The 23349-nt window shown below is 41.3% G+C and carries 34 protein-coding genes; 6 read left to right on the top strand and 28 right to left on the bottom strand.

Annotated elements, in window-relative coordinates; genetic code table 11:
• Positions 1-4: 4 nt before the first annotated feature.
• The 11 genes from L1077_RS27730 to L1077_RS23230 all read right to left on the bottom strand — a co-directional run bounded on the left by L1077_RS27730 (position 5) and on the right by L1077_RS23230 (position 6986).
• Positions 5-121 carry a DUF6890 family protein gene (locus L1077_RS27730; protein ID WP_440589562.1) on the bottom strand — a complete coding sequence of 39 codons (117 nt, stop codon included), beginning with the start codon at positions 119-121 and terminating at the stop codon, positions 5-7.
• Positions 122-174: 53 nt separating this feature from the next.
• Positions 175-459, bottom strand: coding sequence for a putative phage tail assembly chaperone (locus tag L1077_RS23275; protein ID WP_237139229.1), 285 nt, complete (start codon positions 457-459; stop codon positions 175-177).
• A complete protein-coding gene (locus L1077_RS23270; protein WP_440589564.1) occupies positions 440-1078 on the bottom strand; it encodes a hypothetical protein in 639 nt (212 codons plus the stop codon). Before L1077_RS23270 ends, L1077_RS23275 begins: the two co-directional genes overlap by 20 nt.
• Positions 1075-1527 carry a phage protein gene (locus L1077_RS23265; protein ID WP_275424244.1) on the bottom strand — a complete coding sequence of 151 codons (453 nt, stop codon included), beginning with the start codon at positions 1525-1527 and terminating at the stop codon, positions 1075-1077. Before L1077_RS23265 ends, L1077_RS23270 begins: the two co-directional genes overlap by 4 nt.
• A 10-nt stretch (positions 1528-1537) precedes the next feature.
• Positions 1538-2632: a DUF2586 domain-containing protein gene (locus tag L1077_RS23260; protein ID WP_237139226.1), complete on the bottom strand. Its 1095-nt coding sequence runs from the start codon at positions 2630-2632 to the stop codon at positions 1538-1540.
• 9 nt (positions 2633-2641) lie between these two features.
• The gene (locus L1077_RS23255; RefSeq protein ID WP_237139225.1) at positions 2642-3271 is read right to left on the bottom strand and encodes a phage virion morphogenesis protein; all 630 of its coding nucleotides are present in this window, start codon (positions 3269-3271) and stop codon (positions 2642-2644) included.
• Positions 3264-3734, bottom strand: a complete 471-nt coding sequence (locus L1077_RS23250) for a phage tail protein (RefSeq protein WP_237139224.1) — start codon at positions 3732-3734, stop codon at positions 3264-3266. Before L1077_RS23250 ends, L1077_RS23255 begins: the two co-directional genes overlap by 8 nt.
• Complete coding sequence (locus tag L1077_RS23245) at positions 3731-4168, bottom strand: phage head protein (protein WP_237139223.1); 438 nt, start codon at positions 4166-4168, stop codon at positions 3731-3733. The genes L1077_RS23250 and L1077_RS23245 overlap by 4 nt, the downstream gene beginning before the upstream one ends.
• Positions 4169-4233: 65 nt before the next feature.
• Entirely contained in the window at positions 4234-4986 is a 753-nt protein-coding gene (gene gpM / locus L1077_RS23240; RefSeq protein ID WP_237139222.1) for a phage terminase small subunit, read from the bottom strand.
• 52 nt (positions 4987-5038) lie between these two features.
• Positions 5039-6073, bottom strand: a complete 1035-nt coding sequence (locus tag L1077_RS23235) for a phage major capsid protein, P2 family (protein WP_237139221.1) — start codon at positions 6071-6073, stop codon at positions 5039-5041.
• A gap of 10 nt (positions 6074-6083) precedes the next feature.
• A complete protein-coding gene (locus L1077_RS23230) occupies positions 6084-6986 on the bottom strand; it encodes a GPO family capsid scaffolding protein (RefSeq protein WP_237139220.1) in 903 nt (300 codons plus the stop codon).
• A 190-nt stretch (positions 6987-7176) separates the two neighbouring features.
• On the opposite strand from L1077_RS23230, the gene L1077_RS23225 reads away from it, so the two are divergent.
• From L1077_RS23225 to L1077_RS23215, 3 genes are read left to right on the top strand one after another with little or no spacing between them, the layout of a single operon-like run.
• Positions 7177-8940: a terminase large subunit domain-containing protein gene (locus tag L1077_RS23225; RefSeq protein ID WP_237139219.1), complete on the top strand. Its 1764-nt coding sequence runs from the start codon at positions 7177-7179 to the stop codon at positions 8938-8940.
• The gene (locus L1077_RS23220) at positions 8940-9998 is read left to right on the top strand and encodes a phage portal protein (RefSeq protein WP_237139218.1); all 1059 of its coding nucleotides are present in this window, start codon (positions 8940-8942) and stop codon (positions 9996-9998) included. The genes L1077_RS23225 and L1077_RS23220 overlap by 1 nt, the downstream gene beginning before the upstream one ends.
• Positions 9995-10309, top strand: a complete 315-nt coding sequence (locus L1077_RS23215) for a phage holin family protein (protein WP_237139217.1) — start codon at positions 9995-9997, stop codon at positions 10307-10309. Before L1077_RS23220 ends, L1077_RS23215 begins: the two co-directional genes overlap by 4 nt.
• 2 nt (positions 10310-10311) lie before the next feature.
• Here the strand turns inward: L1077_RS23215 and L1077_RS23210 are convergent, their stop codons facing one another.
• Entirely contained in the window at positions 10312-10551 is a 240-nt protein-coding gene (locus tag L1077_RS23210; RefSeq protein ID WP_237139216.1) for an adhesin biosynthesis transcription regulatory family protein, read from the bottom strand.
• Positions 10552-11079: 528 nt separating this feature from the next.
• On the opposite strand from L1077_RS23210, the gene L1077_RS23205 reads away from it, so the two are divergent.
• Positions 11080-11322, top strand: coding sequence for an ogr/Delta-like zinc finger family protein (locus L1077_RS23205; RefSeq protein WP_237139215.1), 243 nt, complete (start codon positions 11080-11082; stop codon positions 11320-11322).
• A 708-nt stretch (positions 11323-12030) separates the two neighbouring features.
• Here L1077_RS23205 and L1077_RS23200 read toward each other — a convergent pair.
• From L1077_RS23200 to L1077_RS23155, 10 genes are read right to left on the bottom strand one after another with little or no spacing between them, the layout of a single operon-like run.
• The gene (locus tag L1077_RS23200) at positions 12031-12252 is read right to left on the bottom strand and encodes a DUF7415 domain-containing protein (RefSeq protein ID WP_237139214.1); all 222 of its coding nucleotides are present in this window, start codon (positions 12250-12252) and stop codon (positions 12031-12033) included.
• A gap of 9 nt (positions 12253-12261) precedes the next feature.
• A complete protein-coding gene (locus tag L1077_RS23195) occupies positions 12262-15528 on the bottom strand; it encodes a replication endonuclease (protein ID WP_237139213.1) in 3267 nt (1088 codons plus the stop codon).
• A gap of 3 nt (positions 15529-15531) precedes the next feature.
• A complete protein-coding gene (locus tag L1077_RS23190) occupies positions 15532-16944 on the bottom strand; it encodes a DNA cytosine methyltransferase (protein ID WP_237139212.1) in 1413 nt (470 codons plus the stop codon).
• Complete coding sequence (locus L1077_RS23185) at positions 16941-17222, bottom strand: hypothetical protein (protein WP_237139211.1); 282 nt, start codon at positions 17220-17222, stop codon at positions 16941-16943. The genes L1077_RS23190 and L1077_RS23185 overlap by 4 nt, the downstream gene beginning before the upstream one ends.
• A 15-nt stretch (positions 17223-17237) precedes the next feature.
• Positions 17238-17615 carry a hypothetical protein gene (locus tag L1077_RS23180; protein WP_237139210.1) on the bottom strand — a complete coding sequence of 126 codons (378 nt, stop codon included), beginning with the start codon at positions 17613-17615 and terminating at the stop codon, positions 17238-17240.
• A gap of 9 nt (positions 17616-17624) precedes the next feature.
• Positions 17625-18218: an SAM-dependent methyltransferase gene (locus tag L1077_RS23175; RefSeq protein ID WP_237139209.1), complete on the bottom strand. Its 594-nt coding sequence runs from the start codon at positions 18216-18218 to the stop codon at positions 17625-17627.
• Positions 18215-18520 carry a hypothetical protein gene (locus L1077_RS23170; RefSeq protein WP_237139208.1) on the bottom strand — a complete coding sequence of 102 codons (306 nt, stop codon included), beginning with the start codon at positions 18518-18520 and terminating at the stop codon, positions 18215-18217. Before L1077_RS23170 ends, L1077_RS23175 begins: the two co-directional genes overlap by 4 nt.
• 10 nt (positions 18521-18530) lie before the next feature.
• Positions 18531-18914 carry a hypothetical protein gene (locus L1077_RS23165; RefSeq protein WP_237139207.1) on the bottom strand — a complete coding sequence of 128 codons (384 nt, stop codon included), beginning with the start codon at positions 18912-18914 and terminating at the stop codon, positions 18531-18533.
• Positions 18911-19321: a helix-turn-helix transcriptional regulator gene (locus L1077_RS23160; protein ID WP_237139206.1), complete on the bottom strand. Its 411-nt coding sequence runs from the start codon at positions 19319-19321 to the stop codon at positions 18911-18913. Before L1077_RS23160 ends, L1077_RS23165 begins: the two co-directional genes overlap by 4 nt.
• The gene (locus L1077_RS23155) at positions 19318-19599 is read right to left on the bottom strand and encodes a helix-turn-helix transcriptional regulator (protein WP_237139205.1); all 282 of its coding nucleotides are present in this window, start codon (positions 19597-19599) and stop codon (positions 19318-19320) included. The genes L1077_RS23160 and L1077_RS23155 overlap by 4 nt, the downstream gene beginning before the upstream one ends.
• A 173-nt stretch (positions 19600-19772) precedes the next feature.
• Here L1077_RS23155 and L1077_RS23150 point away from each other — a divergent pair, with 173 nt between their 5' ends.
• Positions 19773-20258, top strand: coding sequence for a helix-turn-helix domain-containing protein (locus L1077_RS23150; RefSeq protein ID WP_237139204.1), 486 nt, complete (start codon positions 19773-19775; stop codon positions 20256-20258).
• 25 nt (positions 20259-20283) lie between these two features.
• Here the strand turns inward: L1077_RS23150 and L1077_RS23145 are convergent, their stop codons facing one another.
• The 4 genes from L1077_RS23145 to L1077_RS23130 form a co-directional block, all read right to left on the bottom strand.
• A complete protein-coding gene (locus tag L1077_RS23145) occupies positions 20284-20664 on the bottom strand; it encodes a hypothetical protein (RefSeq protein ID WP_237139203.1) in 381 nt (126 codons plus the stop codon).
• Positions 20664-21218: a hypothetical protein gene (locus L1077_RS23140; protein WP_237139202.1), complete on the bottom strand. Its 555-nt coding sequence runs from the start codon at positions 21216-21218 to the stop codon at positions 20664-20666. The genes L1077_RS23145 and L1077_RS23140 overlap by 1 nt, the downstream gene beginning before the upstream one ends.
• Positions 21219-21247: 29 nt before the next feature.
• Positions 21248-21397 carry a hypothetical protein gene (locus L1077_RS23135; RefSeq protein WP_237139201.1) on the bottom strand — a complete coding sequence of 50 codons (150 nt, stop codon included), beginning with the start codon at positions 21395-21397 and terminating at the stop codon, positions 21248-21250.
• 148 nt (positions 21398-21545) lie between these two features.
• Positions 21546-22064 (bottom strand): hypothetical protein, encoded by a 519-nt coding sequence (locus tag L1077_RS23130; protein WP_237139200.1) that lies wholly within the window; start codon positions 22062-22064, stop codon positions 21546-21548.
• 66 nt (positions 22065-22130) lie between these two features.
• Between L1077_RS23130 and L1077_RS23125 the strand changes: the two genes are divergently transcribed.
• Positions 22131-22544 carry a LexA family protein gene (locus L1077_RS23125; protein ID WP_237139199.1) on the top strand — a complete coding sequence of 138 codons (414 nt, stop codon included), beginning with the start codon at positions 22131-22133 and terminating at the stop codon, positions 22542-22544.
• 15 nt (positions 22545-22559) lie between these two features.
• Here L1077_RS23125 and L1077_RS23120 read toward each other — a convergent pair whose 3' ends face one another.
• Complete coding sequence (locus L1077_RS23120; protein WP_237139198.1) at positions 22560-22754, bottom strand: hypothetical protein; 195 nt, start codon at positions 22752-22754, stop codon at positions 22560-22562.
• A 35-nt stretch (positions 22755-22789) separates the two neighbouring features.
• Positions 22790-23349: hypothetical protein (locus L1077_RS23115; protein ID WP_237139197.1), on the bottom strand; the 560-nt coding region annotated here is incomplete at its 5' end.

Below are 23349 nucleotides of genomic sequence, written 5' to 3'. Positions count from 1 at the left end.
ATCCCTACTCGTCGCCGTTTAATGCCATACAAATACCGTTGTTAACGGCAATTGTCTGCAACTCCTGTTGCTGTGTTTCTAAAAATAATGCTTGCGCCAAGCTGTCCTTTGTAACTCGCATATTTCCAAAGTGTTTAACATGGTATGCGAATAGTTGCTCTACCTTATTGTGCTTTATTCTTCTTGCTCGACGCTCGATTTCTTTACTGTAAAATTAAACTCAGGCTGGTAGTCTTCAATGATTGCCCCCACCAGATGAAGCGCCGCACCAGGTAATTCAAGTAACTGTTTTAGCTGGTCGCACTGTTCCTTTTTAACCACGCTCATTAAGAAATTTATGGCAGGCTGAATTTTGTTTGTCGGTGTCACACTATTAATGTATTTATTGTATTTCTGAGCAGTGACCAAAAACTCGTAATCGATTTCGCCGTGTGATACTTCAATTTTCATGTTTTTCATTGCTTTTCTGTCCTTGTAGTTGATTTTGATCCAATAGCGTATAGCTGAAAGTGTTGCCATAGCTAGCAGCAGAGTGAACACAAAGTTCAATAAATTCGTTATACTCATTGGGATTTGCAAATACTTGGCACCCAGCGGACCACTTATCCACTCGCTTTGATTCAATATGCGCACTGGCTCGATGACAATTGATGCCAAAATAGCCCTCTTGTAACTCAACGCTTCGGTAATCAGTTTCAATCTCGTCATTTTTGTCATTGTCCCTGAGTACGATCACTGGCTTGTTTTGTACAAGTGCACGGTATTTACCTTGGTGATAGCCGAGTTTCCATAAGCTACGATGTTGACCAGGCACCAGTACGGCTGTGCCGTCAATGTTCATTGGGTTTTTGCGCCAATATGTACCCGCATCGGTTGTGGCTTTATACAGTTTTAACTGCCACTTTTTGTCTTGTTGATACAGTACACAGATCACATCATTGAATGTGTTTGCACGCGTATTTGCTGCACGCACGCCGATGATGTTCAAATTGAGTTCGCCTTCAAATACCTTGAATTTGCTCGCCGTCATCGTTTCAAGTAGCGCATCAGTTGTTATCTTGCTAAGCGCTAACATTATAGGTTCCTTACTTCGTCAGACGTTAGATAAGGCACTCCGTTGATATGCACAAAATCTTTCGAGGTAACAAGACACTTGATTGAGAACGTATTCTCTTCACCACCTTCTGCTTTAATATTTAACAACTCTTCCAGTTGAGGTGCGCAGCCAAAAACGTCAACAACCATATCACCTGCGGCAACGCTTGCAGTAAAAGAAATATCAATGGGTTCAATCGACTTCCAACTACCGGCTTGCTGAGCATGAGCTTGTAATATCAAGAAGTTTTCATGATTCAGTTTGAGCGTAACCTCTGCTTCTACGGGACCATCTACAATTCCATTGGGTACACCGCGAGTAGTTGTAACTTTCCGACCATCGGTGATCTTTACAGAAGCTTCAGAAACGATAATCATCGAATTACCAACGAAACAATCGAAATCCTTTCCGCCGAGCACTTTTCTAGTCATCTTGATCTCCTTATCTGTCGAGCATAATGCCGACGATGATTGTATTAGGTGATTGTATTGGCTTCACTTTTAGAGTGACCTGCAACGTTGTTTCGTTTAAAAAGGTCAAGCCAATGCTGTCATCAGTGGGTGCATCAATTAAGCCGGGGAATTTATCAGCACCCAAGTTCACCGACTTACTCATATCGAGTAGCGGTTTTCCTAATCTGCGCTTGCCGTAAGCAATACCCGTAGGGCTATTATTAAGTTGGCGATTCTTGATTTCATAAATCGCTCTTATGCGCACTTGTCGTGCGGCCATGTCAACAATACGGGCGTTTTCCAACCGTTGATAATCGCCCCCTTCAGCATCGAGTAAATTGGCGTCACCAAAATAAACCCCATCAAAATCCGCATAAAATTGAGTGCAACTGAACCTGGCACTGTCTAACGCGGCAGTGATTGAATTGGTCAAGGGGTCGCCATTTTTATCTGTTGGCAATGGCATTAGTGACATAGCACCCGTTTGTGTCCGCATTGGGCTATCTGCAATGGTTACTGAGCGTTTACATAAACGCCCAACCAGTGCGCCAAGTTCGTCACCAAATAACAGCGGGACAACACCAACACGATCAGCGGCTACGCCGTCAATCAATGGTTTTAGAGCTGTGACTAATTCACTCCACGATTGATTGCTAGAAAGACCAGGCGCTGCAACTAAACAACGAATAAACCGAGCATAACCCGCTAAGATTTCGAGCATTTTGGCTTGGTAGGCTTCGACTTCAGCTTTTCCCGTCACAGGTGTACAGACAACAATGAGTTCAGGGCTCACATCCTGATCCATTGCTTTGTCAATTAATGCATGAATGTTGTCACCGGCCCCGTGTGAAATCGCGTAGCCACTCACTAAATCGTCACCATTGCGCTGCCATGCTTTTATTTGTGTTTTGAGTGGCGATTCCGATTCACCGAAAAGCACGTCAAAATCGCTTTGTGCATTAATCGGGTGAATTTGCCCGTTGCGCTCTGGCGCTTCGCCGATGAATAAAACTGACCGCTCAACTTCTTTTACCGCTCCGCCGCCTGTTTGCAATGCAGCAACGGAAACTCTTCCCTGTGCCATAATTTGTCCTTACGCCACTTGCATGGCTTTGTTTAAGATAAAACTTTTGTGATCTCTAAACTCTTTTTCAGACTCGCCCAAAAATGAGCGGGCGGGCAAATCAATCTGCCATTTGCTCTTACCTGAGCCACCCTTTAATTCTCGTAAAATGAACCCAGCTTGATTCTGCGTCAGGTTCGCTTGTATCCACTTCAACGATGGCTTTTTAGAGCCTTTGCCCCTATTTCTTGGGATTTTGTAGCCCGCATTTCTCAATGCAATTGCTTGTCTCTTGGTTGCCATACCGTCTTTATTCTGGTTGCCCGATTTGCGAGGCGTGTACTCTAGCGTTGCACCTTGTTGATGTGCCGCCGCTGTTTTAGCTACTAACGGACTTTTGAAATACACACTAGCTCTATTCGGGCCAAACCTAATTTGCATATGCTTTTTCAACTTCACGAGCATTTTCTTCTTTTTACCATTTGCTCGTGCTTGCCAGCTTTGACCAGATAAGCTTTGCTCTTTTTGTATTCGTTTTCGTGATGATTTACGCACATCACGAATAACCGATCTTAAAATGTTGCGCCGCTTTTGCGGCTTTAACATCAAGAACTCCAGTTGCTCAATGCTTTGGCCTTCGTCAAAATGAACGTTAAGCACTTACCACAGTCGCATCTAATTTGAATTGCTCAGCAATCCATAGGCTCGATTCACCAAAATCATACTTTTGCTTTCCTATTACAAACGGCGCATTTTCAGTAAGTACAAGCTCAATATCTTCGTGTAACTCAGCAATTGTGAGCTCAAAGTCAGACGAATTGTCATCGTTCAAATCGTTGGAAAATTCAAAGCGTTCACTGTCATACTTCCCACAATGCTCTTGCATCCAACATGCGACAAACGTACTTACAAGCGCTGATGGCGCATAACATGGATTAATAGAAATCGTTCCTTGATACACGAACCGTGCAGCAATGATCCCATCACCATTTTGTCGTTTTGAGCATGGTTCAACTTTCCCGCCCTCCGTCCAGCAATCAAACGCCTCTGGATTTGCCAGCAACCGCCCCTGATATTGGGCAGACTTCAAAAAATCGTTTAGCTGATCTAGTTTGCTTTTCATATCAACTCAGCCGATATATTCGGACTCAATGCCTGTAGCAAATTAATATTATTTCGGTACTCACTGTGCCAAAATTCAAGATTGTCTGACGCTTGTTCTACTTGTGCATTAGCTCGTTCCCTATGTGTAGTGCTCAGTTTTGACACAAGACTTTTAGACTTAGCCAAGTTGTAAACTGCCGCTTTATAAAAAATTACTTGCTGCGCATCAAGTGGTGTTCCATTTGATAGAGGTGCTGTTTTAATCTCAAAATCCACTTGTGCCCGTGACTCTTTTAAAATGCTCACTAACGTTGTTTCGTCGTTCGCGATTTCAGAGGGGATCGCATAGCGTTTTATAAAAAATGCAGTTTCCAAATCTGGATAATATCCATCACCTGGCACCACAATGTTATGCATTTTCTGATCGGCCATTGGCATATTGCTAATATTCATAACCCCTCCTATTGGGTGCAGGATAGGCTTAGACTTACAAATGTTATCTAGTGAAACAAAGTAAGCTAAGCTTCCTGCGGCTGCGATTGAGTCGTTTCTTTTAGCTCATCTGAGCTGTATTTCTTTTCAAGCTTTTCAAGTAGTGTTTTAACGCCCGCTTTATCATTGATTTGCTGAGCAAGCCGACCATAACGAATGGCATTACCAAAGTTGTTTTGTGCTGCTTCCAGCTTCATAGCAATGGCGTACAACTTGCCGCCTGCGATTTCGCGTCCTGTCCAGTCATGGTCTTTTACCACGTCAATGATTCTTGCTAGGATGAAAGCTGTATGTGCATGCTTATCTGGCTTGCGCTTATTGTTTAGGTACCAATTTGCATCATCGTATATTTGGTCAACTAAGAAAGTCGCCCAGTCTGACGTTTTAAATTGCTTTGGTAATGGCTGCTTTTGCTCCACTAACGTTGGAAATAAATCTAAAACTTGGTTCCAACGCTTAAGATCGACTAGCCAAATAAACACCCATGCAAGGACACGATTAGGATGGTTTTCACCCTTGATACGATAAGTTTTTAGATAATCTAGATAATCGTTTTTCTCTAACGCTGTTGCTTTATAGTCTGCTTTGTCTGCAATATCTTTGAATGTTTTTAGTTGAGCCAAGTCAGCACTCAATGCTATTTCAAAAAACTTGTAGTCAGTTTGCTTTGTTGCTGTCTCTTGCGGTTTTGCTTTAGGAGGTTCATCCGCGACTAAAGGTTGTGTGCTTTCAGCTACAATATCATTTGATTTAGCCAATGCTTTTTTAACTAGGCTCATTTAAATACACTCCTTATCTGATGCCGCTTGTCACCAAGCGGCAAATATTGTTTTATGCCCAAGTACCGTCTTTTTCTTTAAATTTCACAGAGGTATCTTCAATAAAGATAATTTTTTCCAAATCTTCGACGTAGTAACAGGCGTTGCGGGACTCGTAGTCTTCAACACGCTTTCTCTTTGCATTGTTTTCTGTGCTTTTACGTGTTGATCCCGATTGAACATAGTGACTCAAGTTGTCAAAACTGGTAACTAAGATTCCACGAGGAGGAAAGAACGAAACCTGAAAACTTGGTAATCCTCCATAAGTATCAATAACTTGAGCAAGTTCAATTTTACCTTTCTCGCTTGGTGTATGAGCATTTTTCGCGTATTGCTTACCTTTATCTTTGGCAATTAGCTCGTCGCCAATTATGGCAACAAGACCAACACGCTTATGTAAAGGGATACCTTGGGTTAAGTCATACACAGCGCTATCAAGATTTTCATAATCGCCGTCTGCACCGATTTTGATAACTCCAGAGGCTTCTCCATCTTTCAAGGCTCGCTCTGGGGCATCACGTCTCACCAGTTGTAACCAACCAATATTGACGTCTTCACCAAGTGGGTACTTATCTTTATCAGTCGTATCGGCTACAAATGTCCCGTGCCAACCGATCTTGATTATGTCTAGGGCTTTTTGCTCGTTTACATGCCCTCTATAGCGTATATGAAAGTCAGGAAATTTTGCCCAGGCATCCATTTTATTCCAGGTTAGATGCACATCTACTTCTTCAGGAAAACAGCGATATTCGCGAGGCGTTAAGTTTGACACATCACGCGTTTGACGCTCTTTCGTATCATCTTTTTCTACGCCTGCTCTACCAGTTACCCCTGAGCTAGCACTCATAAAAACAGACTGCCCAACAAGATCATCCACAAGCGCATGATTTATCTTCAATAAGAACTCAGAAGTTTCATATACTGCGTCGTACAATCGTTGTTCTATTGTTGCTTCAACTGCAAAATTTTCCGAAATATCAGCAACACCATAGGTTTCAGCAATTGCACTACATATTTCATTGAATGTTTGTTCAGTAGTTGTACGCATTTAGTTGTCCTTAAAGTAAGTTCTTATACTTGCCATCATTACCTGTTGGCTCATCATCCGTAACGGTTGTGTCGTCAGACTCTGTTGTTGAAAGCTTGTTGAATTCATCTTTGAGCGCTTTAAACTCTCCGCTTTGTTCTTCAAACTTTGTATTTAGTTGGGTGAGCTGTTCCATCAGCTCGTTGTTATTGGCATCACTGCCTTGGCCTTCATCCTGTTGGCCACCTGAGCCGCCCTGCTCATCTTTTTTAGCAAAATCGTTAATGGAGTTGCTTAGCTGCGTAAATATTGGATTAAGAGCATCCGCTACAGATTGCCCGATGTCCGCTTTATCTTCTTTGGTTAATGGCATTGTTTCGTCCTTGTTGAATATGCTTTTAAAAAATGGCTTTTTAAGTGGCTTGCCTTCTTGGCTATGCAAACCAAGGTCGGCGCGAAGAAAAGAAACGTCCATGTTTTCGCTGCCATTTTTACTAAACTTGGCTCTGGATGTGTAAGTGCTAGCCGGATAATCTGTAACAGCTAAACCCGTTAAATATGTTTTGCCAGTGTCCATAAAATTACGGTCAATCTCTATCGAAAAATACACGTGCTGATCCGCTTGATTAAGCTGTACAAAACTCGCATTTGGAGCCAGAACTGCTTTCAATACATATACGCCATCGCTATTTTTTTCTTTGCTAACTTCAATTACATCGCCAAGCATGCCACCATTTAATTTGACCGAAGACAATGCATCAGATTTCCAACCGGACCAATCTCCATAGTGGTCAATATTGATGCGAGCACCATACTTTTTTAGGTTGTATGTATCTACAATGTCGTCAATGTCTTTCTCATCTATTTCCCTACCATCAACAGTTAAACCAACTGCCGCGATTGCTAGAGGAATTGTGCGTAATTGACCTGGCATGTTTTACCCGTTTAAATTGTTCGTTCCTTCAACTTGATTGCAGTTTGCACCTGTTTTTTTATATTTTCTAACTGTTTAATTCCTGAAAATTCCTAGATTTGCGTTTTAGGAATTTCTAGGAATTGAAGTTACAGAAATGGTGTTTTTTAGCCCTTAAACTGCCTGTATGACTAGAAAGAAGGAATGCAGGATGCAGCCAAAATACGGGCCGGAAGTCCGAAAACTTGCGCAAGATTTATACGTTGTGCAGGGTTACACATTTGATGAAATTGCTGAGCTCCCTGATATGCCAAGTCCGCGCACAGTTCGACGCTGGGCAGAAGATGGAAAGTGGGCAGATATGTGTCCAAGCTACTCTGCTGAGATGGCCTTCAGCAAAAAAATAAACCAACTAGTCGATAAGGTTGATAAAAATGAATCTGACTATAAAGAGCTAGAGTTCTGTACCCGTCAACTTTGTCAGCTTAATAAAAGTAAATTAGTCCCCACATCAAAGCAAAGAGCATCTAACGAAAGCAACGGTACTAACGAACACGGTCGAAAAAAGAAGAAGAAAAAGAAAAATGATTGCTCTAGCATAACAGTTGAAATGCTGGACGAACTGAAAGAAAAGCTATTATATCCCCACCAACTTCACTGGTTTGAAAACCAAGACCATCGAGCAAGGTTTATATTAAAACCACGTCAAATAGGCGCGACGTTCTTTTTCTCATTTGAAGCGTTTTATGATGCCGTGGTAAATGGGCGAAATAAGATTTTCATATCTGCTTCGCGCGACCAGGCCGAAGTGTTCAAAGCCAATATTATTTCACTCGTACACGAACACTTTGGAATCGAATTAACTGGATCACCGATGGTGCTTACACTAAAAGGCGGCAAAACAGTAAAGCTAATTTTCAAGTCTACTAATGCTAGAACGGCACAATCTGAAAGTGGTGATTTGTATATTGATGAGGTGTTTTGGATACCTAAATACAAAACACTTAGAAGTCTTGCTCAAGCAATGGCAACACATAAACATCTTCGTATTACTTATTTCAGCACACCTTCCGTTACTTCTCATGAAGCGTATGATCACTGGAATGGCAAGTGGTACCGTAAAACCAAGGCGTGTAATGATCCTGAGTTTGCTGTAAACGTCAGCCATAAGGCACTTAAAAATGGTCTAGAATGCGACGACGGTATTTGGCGACAAATGCTAACAGTGCATGATGTTGTAGAGAGCGGCTTTGACAGAATTGATATAGAAGTCCTTGAGAATGAATACTCACAAGATGAGTTCGATAACCTGTTCATGTGTAAGTTCATTGATGATGCGCACAGCGCATTTAATCTGAAGCAACTCATGGCCTGTGTCGGCGACTCAAGCAAGTGGGATGACTTCGACCTTGATTATGAGCGACCTTTTGGACTCAAACCCGTTGTTATCGGTTTTGACCCTGCCCGCTATGGTGATAAAGCCTTTGTAGCTGTATTGAGCTTGCCTATGAAACCTGGCGAAAAGTTCAGGCTACTTGAGTCTATTGATTTGAGCGGTAATGATTTTGAAGCCATGGCACGAGAAATCAAAGAACTCACCGAACGTTATAACGTGCAACATATTGGCGTAGACACAACCGGTATGGGTTACGGGGTTTGGGAATTGATTTCTAAGTTTTTCCCCAATGCTGAACCCATTCATTACAACCCCATCATTAAAAACCAAATGGTGATCAAAGCACTGAACGTTATTAAAAATCGTCGCTTCGAATTTGATAAAGATGCCGTATCAATAGCAAGCTCGTTTATTAATATTCGTCGTAAAGTAGTTGGCGATGCCATCACATACGCAACAAATAGAACTGAATCAACTGGGCATGCTGATATAGCGTGGGCAATTATGCATGCAATGAAATTTGAACCTTTAGACGGTAATGCATCAGGCCGTCAAACTTCTGTAGGAATGGCAGCTTAATGACTAAACCAAGGATGAAAAACGTAAAAAGTGGCAGTGCTCCGCAATACACAGCAATGAGCGATGTCTATTCATTTGGTGATCCCGAGGCATGTTTGGATAGCCGCTTAACTGATTACGTTGGCGTGTTTTCTGATCACAACGGTATTTACGCACCACCGATAAACTTACAAGGACTAGTAAAGCTATTGCGAGTCAATGCGCAGCACGGCCCGATCCTTGGTTTTAAACGCAATATGATTTTAAAGTGGTTCAAACCTAATTCTATACTTAGTAATACCGCCTTCAAAAAGTTTGCGTATGACTACCTGTGGTCTGGGAACGCTTATTTACAAATCATTCGAAACAAGTTCGATCAAATTATTCGCTTAAAGCATTTACCCGCACTCAATATGCGCTACACAACAGAGCGCGGTGTATATGCTCAATTAAGTAACAGAACATTGGAGCCAATTAGGTTTAACATTGGTGAAGTTATTCATATTAAAGAGTACGACCCAGCGCAGGGGATTTATGGGATACCAGAATACTATGGTGGTATTCAAAGCGCCTTGCTGAATGAAGACGCCACTCTATTTAGACGCCGATATTACAAGAACGGCGCACATATGGGGTTTATTTTTAGTATGGCAGACCCTAACTTGAGTGAAGAAGATGAAAAAATGCTCAAGGACGCCATTAGCAAATCCAAAGGGGTTGGTAACTTCAACAGCCTATTTTTTAACTTTAAAACTAATGGAGTTGATGCAGACAAAGCAATCAAAATTACTCCTGTTGGCGACATATCAACAAAGGATGAATTCGAGCGAATTAAACAAATCACCCTTAACGACATGCTTAGCATGCACAGAGCACAGGAAGCATTGTCCGGTCAACGTTCAGGGGAAAAGGCTGGCTTTGGTGATTTAGACAAAATCACGCGTTCTTATTACAACAACGAAGTAGTGCCACTTCAACAAACAATGAGAGATATCAATCTATATTTACCAGCGCACCTGTATATAGACTTTTCGATACCAGAATATTCGGATTTATATCCAAATGAGGAAGCGGCATGATTGACTTAGAAAGCCTAAAACACGCTGCGAAGTTTGGTGTTATCGCATTGGCCGCCGCAGCTATTCAACTGCACTTGAGCCCACACAAGTTCACATTTGGCCGCTACCTAATAAACGTTATTATGGCTTTGCTTGCAGCCTACTTAGTTTCAAGTTTTTGTGAGTACTTGGGCGTTGCAGAAAGTGCGCGACCTGGCTTTATCGGTGTAGGTGCATACATGGCACCACACTTGTTTGAAGGACTTAATAATTTAGGTAAAAAATTTAGCAAGGACCCGCTGAACGTAATCAATAAGTTCAGGGGAAAATAGACTTATAACCCATCAATCTCTTTTATCATTTCAACGACAGCGGCCTTTTCCTCAAGCTTTTTAAGTGCCGCTGAAAAATTCGGCATTTCAACATGGTTTATTAATGCCGCTGCTTTCTTATCCATACCACGGACTAAATAATCCTTAAGTGCACTAATCACACTTTCACTCTGTATTCGAGTCAGCGATAAAAGCAGTTCGAACCGCTCTTGGCTTTGCATTCCTTTAAAAAGATATTTCATAAAATAGTTATGAGTTAAGTCATAATAATTTTACTATAATTCATTTTTCCACTTTTTTCTCTGTTTTTCTAGTTCTAATGTCACTGAGTTGTCACAGCATGTCACAACTGTGACACGCTGATCTTTATTTTTGATCTTTTTTGATCCTTTAAGTCGCTGTTATGAAATCAAAACTCATTGAGCTAGGCTGTGGCAAAGGTTGTCACCATGTCACAACTTTTCGTTTCAAATCCGGCAGGCATGGCGAGGAGGAGTGAATTTTTCGCCCTTTTACCTACTTCACTTCGAGAACTTCACTCATGGTAGTAGGGCTTGCAAATCATCTGTTAAAAATGGTGCCTGAGGGTACGTTAAAGTGCAAAGTGTCTTAGCATTTCGAATGGTGGGATACAGAAGGTGAATGAGAAAGCGGTACTTAAGAGTTGATGATATTTGGGTGGGCGAAAGTACATTTTAATATTCAAGTTTGCGACATACATATGACTGTATATAATCACAGTATCTAGGTTGAGATTTGAAGGTGTAACAATGCGAGTGACGTGCCCACACTGCGGAAGTAAGGCGACCATAACATCTAGGGAAAACATAGCTGATAACGTACATGACTTATACGTTTCATGCACTAACGTAAAAGATTGCGGCGCAACGTTCGTATCAACATTAGCATTTAAACATTATCTAAATCCGCCGCGTGGTGACGTGGCAAGGTTGGCTGCGGGAGTGTTGAAGAACTTACCGAAGCCAATGCAGATTGAATTATTGGATCAGTAAAGAACGAGTGGCCAAAACTTTTATTTTTTTGGCGATGCAGAGCGAGTATTAATTTCCCTTTGAATACATATCCAACTCACCTCACCTCATCGAAAACCAATAACCACATATTGTGTTATGCAAGCCAAATTAACACACTATGTGGTATTAAGACTCGATAAAAAAAATATTCAGTTCTTTAATTAAAAAAAGAAAAAAACATCGAACCGCAGTTGATTTTTATGGTGTTTTTTAACTTTATGCGAATATAGTGATAGTGACTACTAACATTGATATTTTATCCCAATGTTATCCACAATTTGAGCGAAGTTGTTCTATTGCAAATATCTTGTAACGGCTCTATCTTATTGCTTTGTAGAGAAATGACTATTTCTTAAGTGCTTTTAGTGAACAGCATTTGGACCTAGATATATACAGGTTATCAAAGGTTGGGGCTTGAAGTCACGGCACCATGTTGGCGCATAGTGCCGCTACGAAAAAAGGGCTTGCTGTGCAAACTTCTTTCGCTTGATTTCACAACGACAGCGTATAACAAAGATTTTTGTACAGCAAGATTTTCATGCATTTTGATGGAGTATTTTCTTTGAAAATTCATTTTTCAATCGAAATCTCTGAACAAACCTTAAATGGTTTATGTAATCTTGCAGTCGCAATAATTACACTGTTCAGTATGTAAATAAAAGGGGCTAGCGCCCCTTTTTCTATCACTCATATATTAGCTATGTAACCTTTTATCTTTTTTTCATCAAACTCTGGTAACTCAACCTTTGGATCGTACTCCCAAACCCCATCATCTGACACCAATGCACCCGCGCTTTGTCCTGTTGTAGAGTCTCGCACCGCTGCAAGCCCCAAAGGGTGAAGTATTTCTTTATTAATCTTTGCTAATAAACCTAACTCAGCTAACTCATTCCAATCTAGAACTTTCATATATTTTCCTTACGCCATCTTAAACCCATTTGCCCACCAATCATTGTCACTGATTGCAGACGCCTCACCGCTCAACACAAGTCGAGCTAAATCCAAATCACCGATTACAAAATGCTTGCTTCCTTCGGAGCGAAGTAACTCTTCTCTATCAGCAACTTCTGCAGATGTGTAAGCCAGTGCAACCAAATCACGCGCGTAATCCCAATGTTTTGAGCTTGGTTCTATGTCTGGCGCTTCTGTGCTCACCCCTTTGGCGAACGAGAACAGCTCACCGTTTTGCACGTAGTAAACGTGATCTTCAAACACAACAGCCTCGCCGTCATAGCCAATTGATGAGCTATACATATCTTGATTGCCTGTATTGTTGATTTCATTTTCCCAAACGGCGCCAACACCATCAGCACCTAACGATGGTTCAAAAATAGGCTTGTTAAGCTGGAACCCTAATTGCGTTGGGAATAGCGGCCATACATCATGTTTAATGCGCCCTACTTTCATAGTTGAGAACGACAGTAAATCTGTTCCTTCAACAAAATAGGCAGCACCATCAAAATCTATGCAATCACCGGCCCGCAGCTTTCTAACCTGATCAAGACTGAGCTTTGACCACATGTGATTGCAGCAAGTAGCAGACACACCTCCGCCAAGAACAGACGATTTGTAGGCCTCATTTTGTGCTACAGCTTCAATCTCACTTCTCCGCTGCTCAATTTTGCACTTTTCAACGTCCCAAATTTCTAATTTACTGTCTTTGATGAAGTAAACATGGTCGTTTCTTTTGACCTTTCGACCCATTAATAGATCCTTTTTCATATCCCTGATCTCATCTAATGAAAAACCTGGCATATCTAAGATCAACTCGTCGCTATGCCCCGTCGTGCTTAGCGTACAATTATTCCCACTAGTCCAAGACAGGTCGGCTGCGCCGACGATATTGGCATCCTGCCATGCCTCATCAACGGTGCTGTTGGCGGCTGCGGTGCCCATAGGCTGCTTTTCCCACGTGTGAACACGTGTGACCAAGCAATAAAGGCCATGCGTGTCTAAAACTCCCTTGAGACGCTTAGTTAGCTCACCATAATTGTTCCCATATTCAGTGTATTCATACGTCACTTTAAAACGCGCATCACGGCCAATACCCATGCCACCCATTAGCTTTACATATGTTTTAAAATCGCTACCGCTTGCCGCAGCGCGTACTGCTTCCATTTCGTCATTGCCCTCTATCTCATCACGTATTCTGCGCAGTTCGCGCCAAATAGTAATCGGTGGTGACTTTTGGAATTGAAATTGACGAATAGCCCACGTGCTGGCCCAAGCTTTAACCGGATTAATCGACTCTTGTAGCAACTCGCCCGACTCCGCGTCGTATTCATTGGCAAGAGAAAAGCCATCGATGTTTTTAGAGATGTATTTTGCTATGTAGGCAGTAGCACCGCCTTTTAACCTGCCATTTTCATCAATTGTTGGCGGGTCCATTTTTATGGCTAAAAATCTAGGTGAACTTGGAAAATAGTCTTTCTTCGGTTCTTGCGTAAATCTTTTACGCTTTTTGTTCAAACCCCATACTCTGCGGGCTTTGGTATACTGTGCTTTTAACTTTTTACGGCTTTTAAAACGCTCAAAAAACACCTTACGGTCATCTTTACAAAAATAGCGGCGTAATACGTGGCTAAACTTGTAATAGTAACGCTCTGGTACCCAATACAGCATATGCCAATGAGGGCATCCATCAACATGCGGCTCTGCTACCCGTACACCAAAATAAGGTATGTCTAGGCGGTCTAGTTTTGCTCGGGCTTGGGCAAATACTTTACATAGATATTGGCTAGCCTCTTTCGGTGTTGAGCCATCCCAGCTTGCGCTATTTGCATGAAAGCGGCTAGGTGCAGTGATATTAAAAAAGCCGCCCTGATAGCCCATTTCCATAGCTAATTCTTCAGTCTCGCGTAGTCGTAACATTAATTCATTACGCATGTTTTCAGGGTTACCCATGCCCTTTTCTACCGCAGTCATTAGCTTGATCACATCACTGCATTCATTTACCAGCTCTAGGCTTTCTAAAAATCTACGGCCCTTTTCTCGGCTTATTTTGTGCTCTTTAACCGCTTGCTTTGAACAATAAGCGCTAACACCCCTACGGCCCCACTTCTGGTCGCCTTTTTTGTTAGCATGGCTAAAAATGTCTTTACCAACTTCACCCGTCGCAATTTCCAAATATTCTAAATATCGCGCTCTAATAAGCTTTAACTTGCGCCACCAAAACCTTTGGCACTGGGCTTTGAGCAAAGCACATTCAGCCTCTTCAGCTTGCAAATAGTGCTTTTCTAACTTGTTTGAGTAATCAAGGTTAACGCCTAATGGCTCTGCAAAGTTTTGTACCGCGATATAAATATCAATTATGTCCCACGTGGGGTTTTCTTGACTCAAATCAGTCATCATTTGTGTGACTGTTTGTGCTAAATCGCCACTATGTTTTTTGGTACGTTCAACACTTTTAATAATGTGCCAAGGCAAAGGCATATCAGCGATAATCTGCTCAAGAATCTTCAATCTCGGTTTTAACCTGGTCACACTGCGTCTGAACCAATCATTTGCAAAGTACTGATTTTTAGCGCTGCTATGGTCGTATTTATCTAAGTAACGTTTAGCAAAGCGCATTTGCAAAGGTCTTGGTACAAATGCCAAACAACGATGAACAAAATCTCTATCTTGCTTATCTGTTATGATTTCTAAAAGCTGCTCAACTGCACTCGAAACTGTACTAGGTGACAGCTTTTTAAGGGTCTCAATATTTAAGTCAAGGGGTGCATTCTTTTGGCGCTCTTTGTATTCTTTTTTAACTTTTTTATGAGATTTAAACGTCTGTAATGTTCTGCGAACAAAAATTGGCTGTAAGCTCGATTTCATGTTTGTTTGTATGATTTCTTCAGCTATATAGTTGTGCTGAAAATTATCCTCAACTTTATCTAACAGCTTTCTAGCAGCGCGTTTTACATGAGTGCCTTCTAGTTCATAACGCGCTGGTACTGTGTTTAAAAAATCATACAGCCAATCATGGGCAGCCTTAGATGGGCAATTAGGTCTGTCTTCAAATCGACTAGGGGTGTTATCAATTTTGCTAATGTACTTCTTAGCTAATTTATATTGCGTGAACGGCAAAAAAAGCCTGAGTCCAGAGAGCAAATACTGCCTATGCTCTTGGTTCTCAATAGCCTGCGCTAGTGCTACGACTGGCGGGGATACGTTGAATTGCAAAGTGGCTAAATCAGTCATGATTTACGCTGCAATTCTGCTGTCTTCAGTTATAAAGTTCGCTTCTACTAAAGCTTTCGCGACCAACGGACATACAGCATTTCCGCACCTAGCCACTTGAATACGTTTACTGTTTTTCTTACCACTAGAGTTGTATGCAATAATGTACTCTTTAGGGAATCCCATTGCAGCAAACAATTCATGCGGTTCAAACATGCGTAAGCCGATATCAACTATCTGATATTTTTCACCTTTGATAACAACAATTCCAAAACGGTCTTTTGAAGTGATCGTTCCCAAAGGTTCGTTTGCAGCTTTTGGCGCGCCAGTCCCATAGTATTTAATTAAAAACGCTTGAACCGCACCTAGATGATTTCCGCCCGCTGAAATCGTATGTAAAGGTTCATCAGTTCTGTGCCCTACATTGTCACCTCTGAGCTTAATTACGTGGCTTGTAACAATAGAAAAGTGCCCGCCTTTAACTTGGGAGCATATTGTACGTAATGGCTCATTAGCGCTCATCACCCGCTGATTTGATGCGTTGGCATGCTCATTAATAAATGGGATCACATTTTCTGCGGGAACCAGATATGGGTCTTCACACTCTACAAATTTCTGGATTCCTTTCGCTATTCTATTTAGCGTTGCTTCTACTAATGGCCGTTTTCGACCAAATATAGAACGCACAGGAATTGACCAATCAATGATATCAGCGGCTGTTTTGTAAGGTTTTAAGCCACTGTTTTTTGGTCCATGTGTAGGTTTGGGCCAAACAATTGCTTTGCCATCATTTCGGCCAACCATAAACAAACGCTTCCTTGTTGTAGGCACGCCGTAATCACATGCAGCTAAAATGCGATGCTCTAATTTATAACCTAAGCCTTTTTCAAGCTTGGCATACGGAAAGTTATCGCCAAGTGCCTCTTTAATTTCTGTCCAAGCTGGGTGTTTTTTGTTTAAGCCGGTGGTCATACATTTAATAAATGCGTCGAACGTTTCACCCTGCCTTTTTCGGTCAGGTTTAAAGTTACCTGGCGACACTTCAACAAGTGGTCCCCAAGTCAAAAACTCTTCGACATTCTCCAATTTAAATACTCGCATTGGTACCAGCGCAGCCCAACGCACAACAACCCACGCCAAACCGCGAATGTTTTTATCTACGGGTTTACCGCCTTTGGCAATTGAAAAGTGCCGACAATCAGGCGAAAACCAAGCTAGCCCAACTGGGCGACCTGCACACGCTTCAACAGGGTCTACATCCCAAACTGACTCGCAATAATGCTTTGCTTTTTGATGATTGAGTTTGTGCATATCAATGGCATCAGGGTCATGATTGATTGCAATATCGACATGGCGATTTAACGCTTGCTCTATCCCCGTTGACGCACCACCGCCACCTGCAAAGTTATCAACAATGATTTCATTTTCTAAAATCACAGCACTATCTCCACATTGGAAATACACTCAGCATTTTCTAATAGCTGCTCTATTACATTTGTGATTCCATTTGATAACCCTGTAGGTAAATGCGCGTCGACTAACTTCGCCATTGGAAGCAAATCTGTTAGCACATCTTCACAGGAAATTCTTGCGCTACTGGTGTCGCGCTTTTGGATTAGGTTGATAGCCTCGTTCGCCTGTATGCAAAGTAGTTCAGCCATATTTAAAGCTAACTTGCGACTTTCAGGCAGATCTTGGTCTTTGATAGTGTTCATTTCAGTGATTCCTTTTTAGGTAAACGGGAGTACTTCTAGATCGTCAACTTCGTTTCGAAGTGGGCTGGTAGGTAATGCTTTCACAATGGGTCGTGGGCGATAGTGGCCAACTTTTATGTGTTGGTATGTATCAGATTGCATCTGCGCTTTTACTTCGTTTAGTACATAAAAGTCCCAATCAACATTCATGTAATAACGGTTATCCGACTTTAAAAACTTCTGTACACGACAAAACAACTCTGGCGCTCTGGCTCTCAAAATAAACATGTCTACACTGCCAAAGTTTGATTTAAGGCCCCTTATAAATTTACATGCATTCCTAAGTGCTCTTTTCACTGCGGGGTTTAGTTTTACCCTTGTTTCAGGCGCAACTTGGTCTTTGATATGTGTCATTTTCGGTCCTTAAATTATATAAAGGTTAGGGGCAAAAAGATTGTTGTAGCCTTTACGGAACACAAAGTGTGCGTACTCGATTGAGTCTGTTTTATTGGGATTTTCTGGGTCAAAACCTGGGCGCTTGTGGTGAACAAAAACAGATTGCAGTGGCTGTTTACCCCAAAACTCAAAACGTTTGATTGAGCCTAACCAGTTTAAACGCTGTAACATAATAACAAGGCCGCGTTCACGCACATGCTCTAATCCTTTTTCAACAAATTGCGTTGCAAGTATGAATGATGGATTAGTGATCACTGTATCATATTCGCCCTTGCCTTCTGCTTGCAAAAAGTCGACGCCAGTTCTTGCGGCGCGGCTGTCTTCACGAATATCCCACGTTTCAACGTCAAAATTGAATTGGTTAAGCACTGTGGGGTAACTCATTTCGTACTTTTCACACCCGCCAGCGGATGGGTCTAATATTCGCTCGCCCAAATCCAAAATGGTTTTACATTTCGGGCCACCATAGTCAATCGACTCTAAAAACTCACGGACTAACCAATGCGGGGTAACGTAGTAATCTTCTTTGTTGCGCTCAGCACCTCTGTTAGTTGAGCTCATAACTTAGCCCCTTCTAACATCGCTTTGTGCTTTGTGGTCTTGCCTGCACTGCGCGGCTGAACAACAGCAGTGCGGTCCGGTGTGTTAGCTAAATCAAAGCCAATTACGTATTCATTTACGTTGTCGCACTCGGGTAGCTCTGCGTACTGCTCGGGGGTAACTTTTGATACCTTTTGAAGTACCCAATCACCTATATAGTTATCATAAACTTCTGGGTAACCGGAGTTTAAACGGCGCTTTGTGTACTGCGGGGCCTCCGGTACTCTGCGCATAATTGCTGAAATAATATTGAATAATCGCATGGTCTAATCCTTAGTATGCTGGGTTGTAGTTAACTTCGTCCGGTGCAGCGTTTGTGTAAAACTTATGTGGGGCCATGGCGTTGGCATCAATGAATGCTATGACTATGTTGTTTATAAACATCAACGCTTTGCGAAGTTCTACGCGCTGGTCATGCGTCATTTGGTCCCATGGTTTGCCCTGCTCGATGCGATTAAACCCAGCTACAAAAGTGAGTAGTTGACGTTCGTTGTCGTTGAGCATGGTCGTATAAACATGACCAGGTGTGTGGCGCGCATCACCGAACAACTTATGAATGTCTTTTAAACCTTGCGGGATTGGGCGCTTACCGCCGTCAATGGCTTTTAGCTGCGGTGTACTTTCTTGTACTTGGTTGTTAAGTGGTTGAGCAATCATGCGGCCTCCGCAGTGCCATTTAGCACTTGTTGGTAAATATCGGTAAACAACGCTAGTGCTTTGGCTTTTGCCGATTTGTTGCTTTCTAGCTCAGCTTTATTCACTTTAAAGAACTCTTTCTCGGCTGCTTGCATTGCTTCTTTTCTGCATGCTAGTTGTTCGCCATACACGACTTTGAAGTTCTCAGCGCCTAAGCGCATAAACTCTTCAACATCACTCAAGATGTATGCAACACGACCTTTCGAGATGGTGTATTTTGGTGGGAACTTAAATTGCTCTTCTAGCGCTAATAGCGTGGTTCGTCCAAACGAGCACAATGCCGCTGCGTCTTTAATTCTAATGAAGCGGTCATTTCCTGTGACAATCTCACCGCGCAAGTTTTTTATGTATAGAGATTCTGCGTTCATGCTGCTTGCTCCTTTTGTTGAAGCTCTAGTGCAGCGCCATACTTTTCGTAGAAACAATTAGGAGACATCGAACACCAAGTCTCTACATCTTCTTTTATCCACACCACCTTTTTCATGCCATGCTTGAATTTAGGCGGAAATTTAAATGCATTTGTAAGCCTATAGATTGTGGCTCTAGACATGCCACTTTTTACGACCACTTCACCAATAGAAAGCATATCATTCGGATTTGTGACAAGCTTACCTTCAAGTGTTTTCTTTAGATTCGAACATTCCATTTGAACCTCACAAGTAACTCAACGTTATTTACAAGTGGTTTCTAAAGTTTCCAAAGGTATGCTAATCTTTGTTTTTGAGATAAAAAGTAGCTTACACATTCATTAAGTATCATTAGAAACCGTTTTGGTACTCATTGGTACCGTATGAGATAAAATAGGATCGTTTAGATACCATGTCAAGTCATGTTGGTGAGAAATTAAAAGAAATAAGGCTTTTAATGGGTATGAGCCAAAGTAAATTTTGTGATTACCTTGGTATAGGTGTTGGATCTCTTAAAAAGTGTGAGGTCGGTGATTCAGAGCCTAGTTTTGGTGTAATGGAAAAGATTGCAAACCACCCAGAAGTTGGCAAATATACTATTTGGCTATTAACAGGAAATACCATTCCCGAGGCTGGCCAAGTAAGTCCCGCAACAGAAGCACCAAATATTGATAAAAATAAGCAACAAGTTACGCCACGTCCTCCAATGTCTGAACAGGATTTTGTTGATAAAGTTACTGATTCCCTCATGATGTACCACTATTTCGATTGGATTAAAATCAACAAAGAAAAAATTGATTTTGAAGCAGCTGGGAAATACATGTTAAAACAGGTTGGGCCGTTGGTCGGCGCTAAAAGTAGCATGGAAAAAATGCTAGATAAAACTGGAAATGAATAATAAAAAGGCCGCAATTGCGGCCTTTTTATTTTGAATTAACCTGAGTTTCTATAACTCTTAAAATGGGCTTTTCTTTTGGTATAAACTGTACGGGTAATTGCTTTGTACTTCTATATACTTCGATACATCGGTCAATTTCTTTCTTTGTAACATCTAATGCTTCCAAGCTTTGACCAAACTCAACCTGTGCTTCACCAATATTCATAACTATTTCTTGCGCTTTGGTACTAGTAAATAGCTCAGGCTCTTGTTCTTCTTGATAAATTTTTTCATATAGTGAAGTATTTTTTATCTTTTCCTGTACAAACTTCTCAAGTGCATTCACATTTACACTCTGCATTATACTTGCTACGGCAATCGACACGACGACCACAAGTACAAATAAAGTAATAATTAAAATTGCCATCACGCTTCCTTAGCATTTTGTCTAGATTGTTTAATTAATTTTAGTGGATACAAAGCTACAACGAACAATGCCGTTGCGTTTACAACCAATAATGTAACCTGAAATAGAGTCGACAAACCGTTATAATCAAATATTCCACGTGCTACTAGTTGCATTATACAAAGTAAAACCGTTGCGACGGACAGATACAAACAGCACTTTGCCGCACTTGAAAAAGTGCACTTTCTTATAAAGTGCAAAAAATATATTGCAACTGAATAAGCACATGAGTTCATAGACATAATAAAATAGTAAACACGTCTTAACTCTAACTTATCAAGATTTAAAGCTAAAACCTGATTACTTAGTACCATCCCTATAATAAAAAAAACAGCAGTACAAAGCGCTGCAATAAAGCACGAGTGCAATTCATTATCTTTGGGGGATTGAATTTGATTTTTACCACCAAAAAATAAACTCAATTTATGTTGCTTGAATTTAATTAGTAAAAATAAAACAACCAATACTTGGAGTGTTATAGTTGCCCATCTTACTACTAATACAATGTCACCCATGCTTTTCCTTAAAAGAATATAAGCGGGTTCTAACCGCTAAATCTGTCCATTGTTAAGAATATTGCTCTGGCCTGTTGCGGCGGTTCAACCGTTGTACCAGCGCCACTACCAGCCCCCTTGACATTCATCACATCTTTGGCTGATAGCTGCTTTAACCTTTTTTTCTTAAGCTTCATCATTTAATCCTTATTCATTATTTTGGTATGTCCCTATTCCCTATATTGCACAAATGTTAACTTAATTGTGTGTTTGTAACAAGCGCTTTAGTATCTTAGCGCATTTAGAGAATAAGTGACAAGAAAACACTGGTTAAAAACACAGCGGTTATTAAGCCAGTGATTTCAATAATAAGGGATTAGGGGAGATATTTATACTTATGGACTGTCTACACTTGCATGATTGAGTTTTTCTAGCGCACTGAGTACAAAACGTATGAATGTTGTCATTGGTTTGTGTGTCTAGCTCTGAGGATAATTGCACAGCGGCCCGTGCGTCACCACCGCGCGTCATTTCCGCCAAGGCATATTTGTCGCCACTGCCGATTGCATGGGAAGTGGTTAGCGCCTCCTCTTTGAGTACTCCGCCTTTTACCTCACCATAAAACACACGACCAGGCGTAATTCTAATGTATTTAACCAGGTTCATAGACGTAGGCAGTGCAGCGCCGTTTTTATAGTGTTGCTCAAATGCATAAATGTCGAGCGTATCGCCAGATGAAAACACACGCGAGCCACATCGGGTGTTAAACCATTTTTTAGTTGTGTTGCTTACAATTACACTGCCGTCAGTTGTTTGAGAGTCACACGCAATTTGCGCATGTTCTTTTGAATAAGCAATGGTTGTCAAAGTGGTGTTGCTCCGTGTCTTGTAACTATTTATACTGTACATCCAAACAGTATTTTAAGAAAGTCTATGAAAGTAATTCCGCTTAAAGCAAGCGCGGGGATCACTGGCTTTGGTCATGGTGGCGCAGAGTATACAGAGATTGAACAAAGCTTAGATATGCTCATCATGCCGAACGCGGGCGCAACGTTCATCGGCCGCGCGTCTGGCACATCAATGCAAGGCGTTGGAATATTCGATGGTGACTTGCTGATTATTGACCGCAGCACACGACCAGAAGAAGGCGACGTGATTGTCGCATCATACAACCGTGAATTTGTGTGTAAGGTTTTAGATTTTAAAAATGGCCGATTGCTGTCTGCATCACCAGAGTACCCGCCCGTTCAAATTAATGCTTATGACGATTTTAGTTTTGAAGGGGTTGTGACTAGTTCAATTCGGGTGTTTAGAGGGAGTCAGGGGATTAAGTCGCGGTTGAGTTAACCCCTTGAAAAAAAGTCAAAATGGTGTTTTAACTTTTGTTCTCTTTGCTTTTTCAAGTTTGTTTGATATCGCTTCAGAAAGTGCTTTTAAAACAATCCCATCATCCTCACATTCTGGCGGCATAAGTCCCGATTTTTGCGCTATCTCACAAAGTAAGACTTGTATTTCATTATAAGATAATTCATCAATAGTGTATTCGTAATTATCCACTTTTATCCCTCGATTTCGTATTCCAATATTGCATTTTAGTTTTGCAGTTCTTTTGACTCTAACTCTTTAATATAACATTCCAGATTACCAGAGATCTTCTTAAAGACACTGGGAAAGTAATAAGCTAACTCTGTAAAGCTTGGTGAATCACTCATTGGTCCACCGTGATATTTTCGCATATGCTCTAAAATACTGGCTTGATCATCTTCAGTTAATTGATCAAAAGGGTTTTCACTGCTGTAGTCATGGTAATTTGATAAATGTATAAAAGAACATCCAAATTTGTAAACTGAGCGCGTCCATCCATTCAGCTCATTTGATAATTCAACCATATCTCTGTCAGTCACCTTTGCTACTTTCCCTTTTGCCGTTAATACTGTCCAAACCTCCCCATCAAGGGTTTGCTTTACAAGCCTTTCCAACTCATCCTGCTCGGAAATATTAAGCAAATAAATAGCTCGTACCATTGAGTCTAGTTCTTGTCGTAGGATTGAAACCACTATGCCGTGCAGACCCTGCACTTTATTAATCGCTTCTTTATGCTCTGCAGAACGCTTTCTCAGTATTGAACAAAATCTCTTAATCGAACTCATAT

The organism is Pseudoalteromonas luteoviolacea (genome assembly GCF_021654285.1).
Classification (GTDB): Bacteria; Pseudomonadota; Gammaproteobacteria; order Enterobacterales; family Alteromonadaceae; genus Pseudoalteromonas; species Pseudoalteromonas luteoviolacea_J.
Note: the sequence above shows the minus strand (reverse complement) of the source record. Positions and strands in the feature narration are given on the sequence as shown.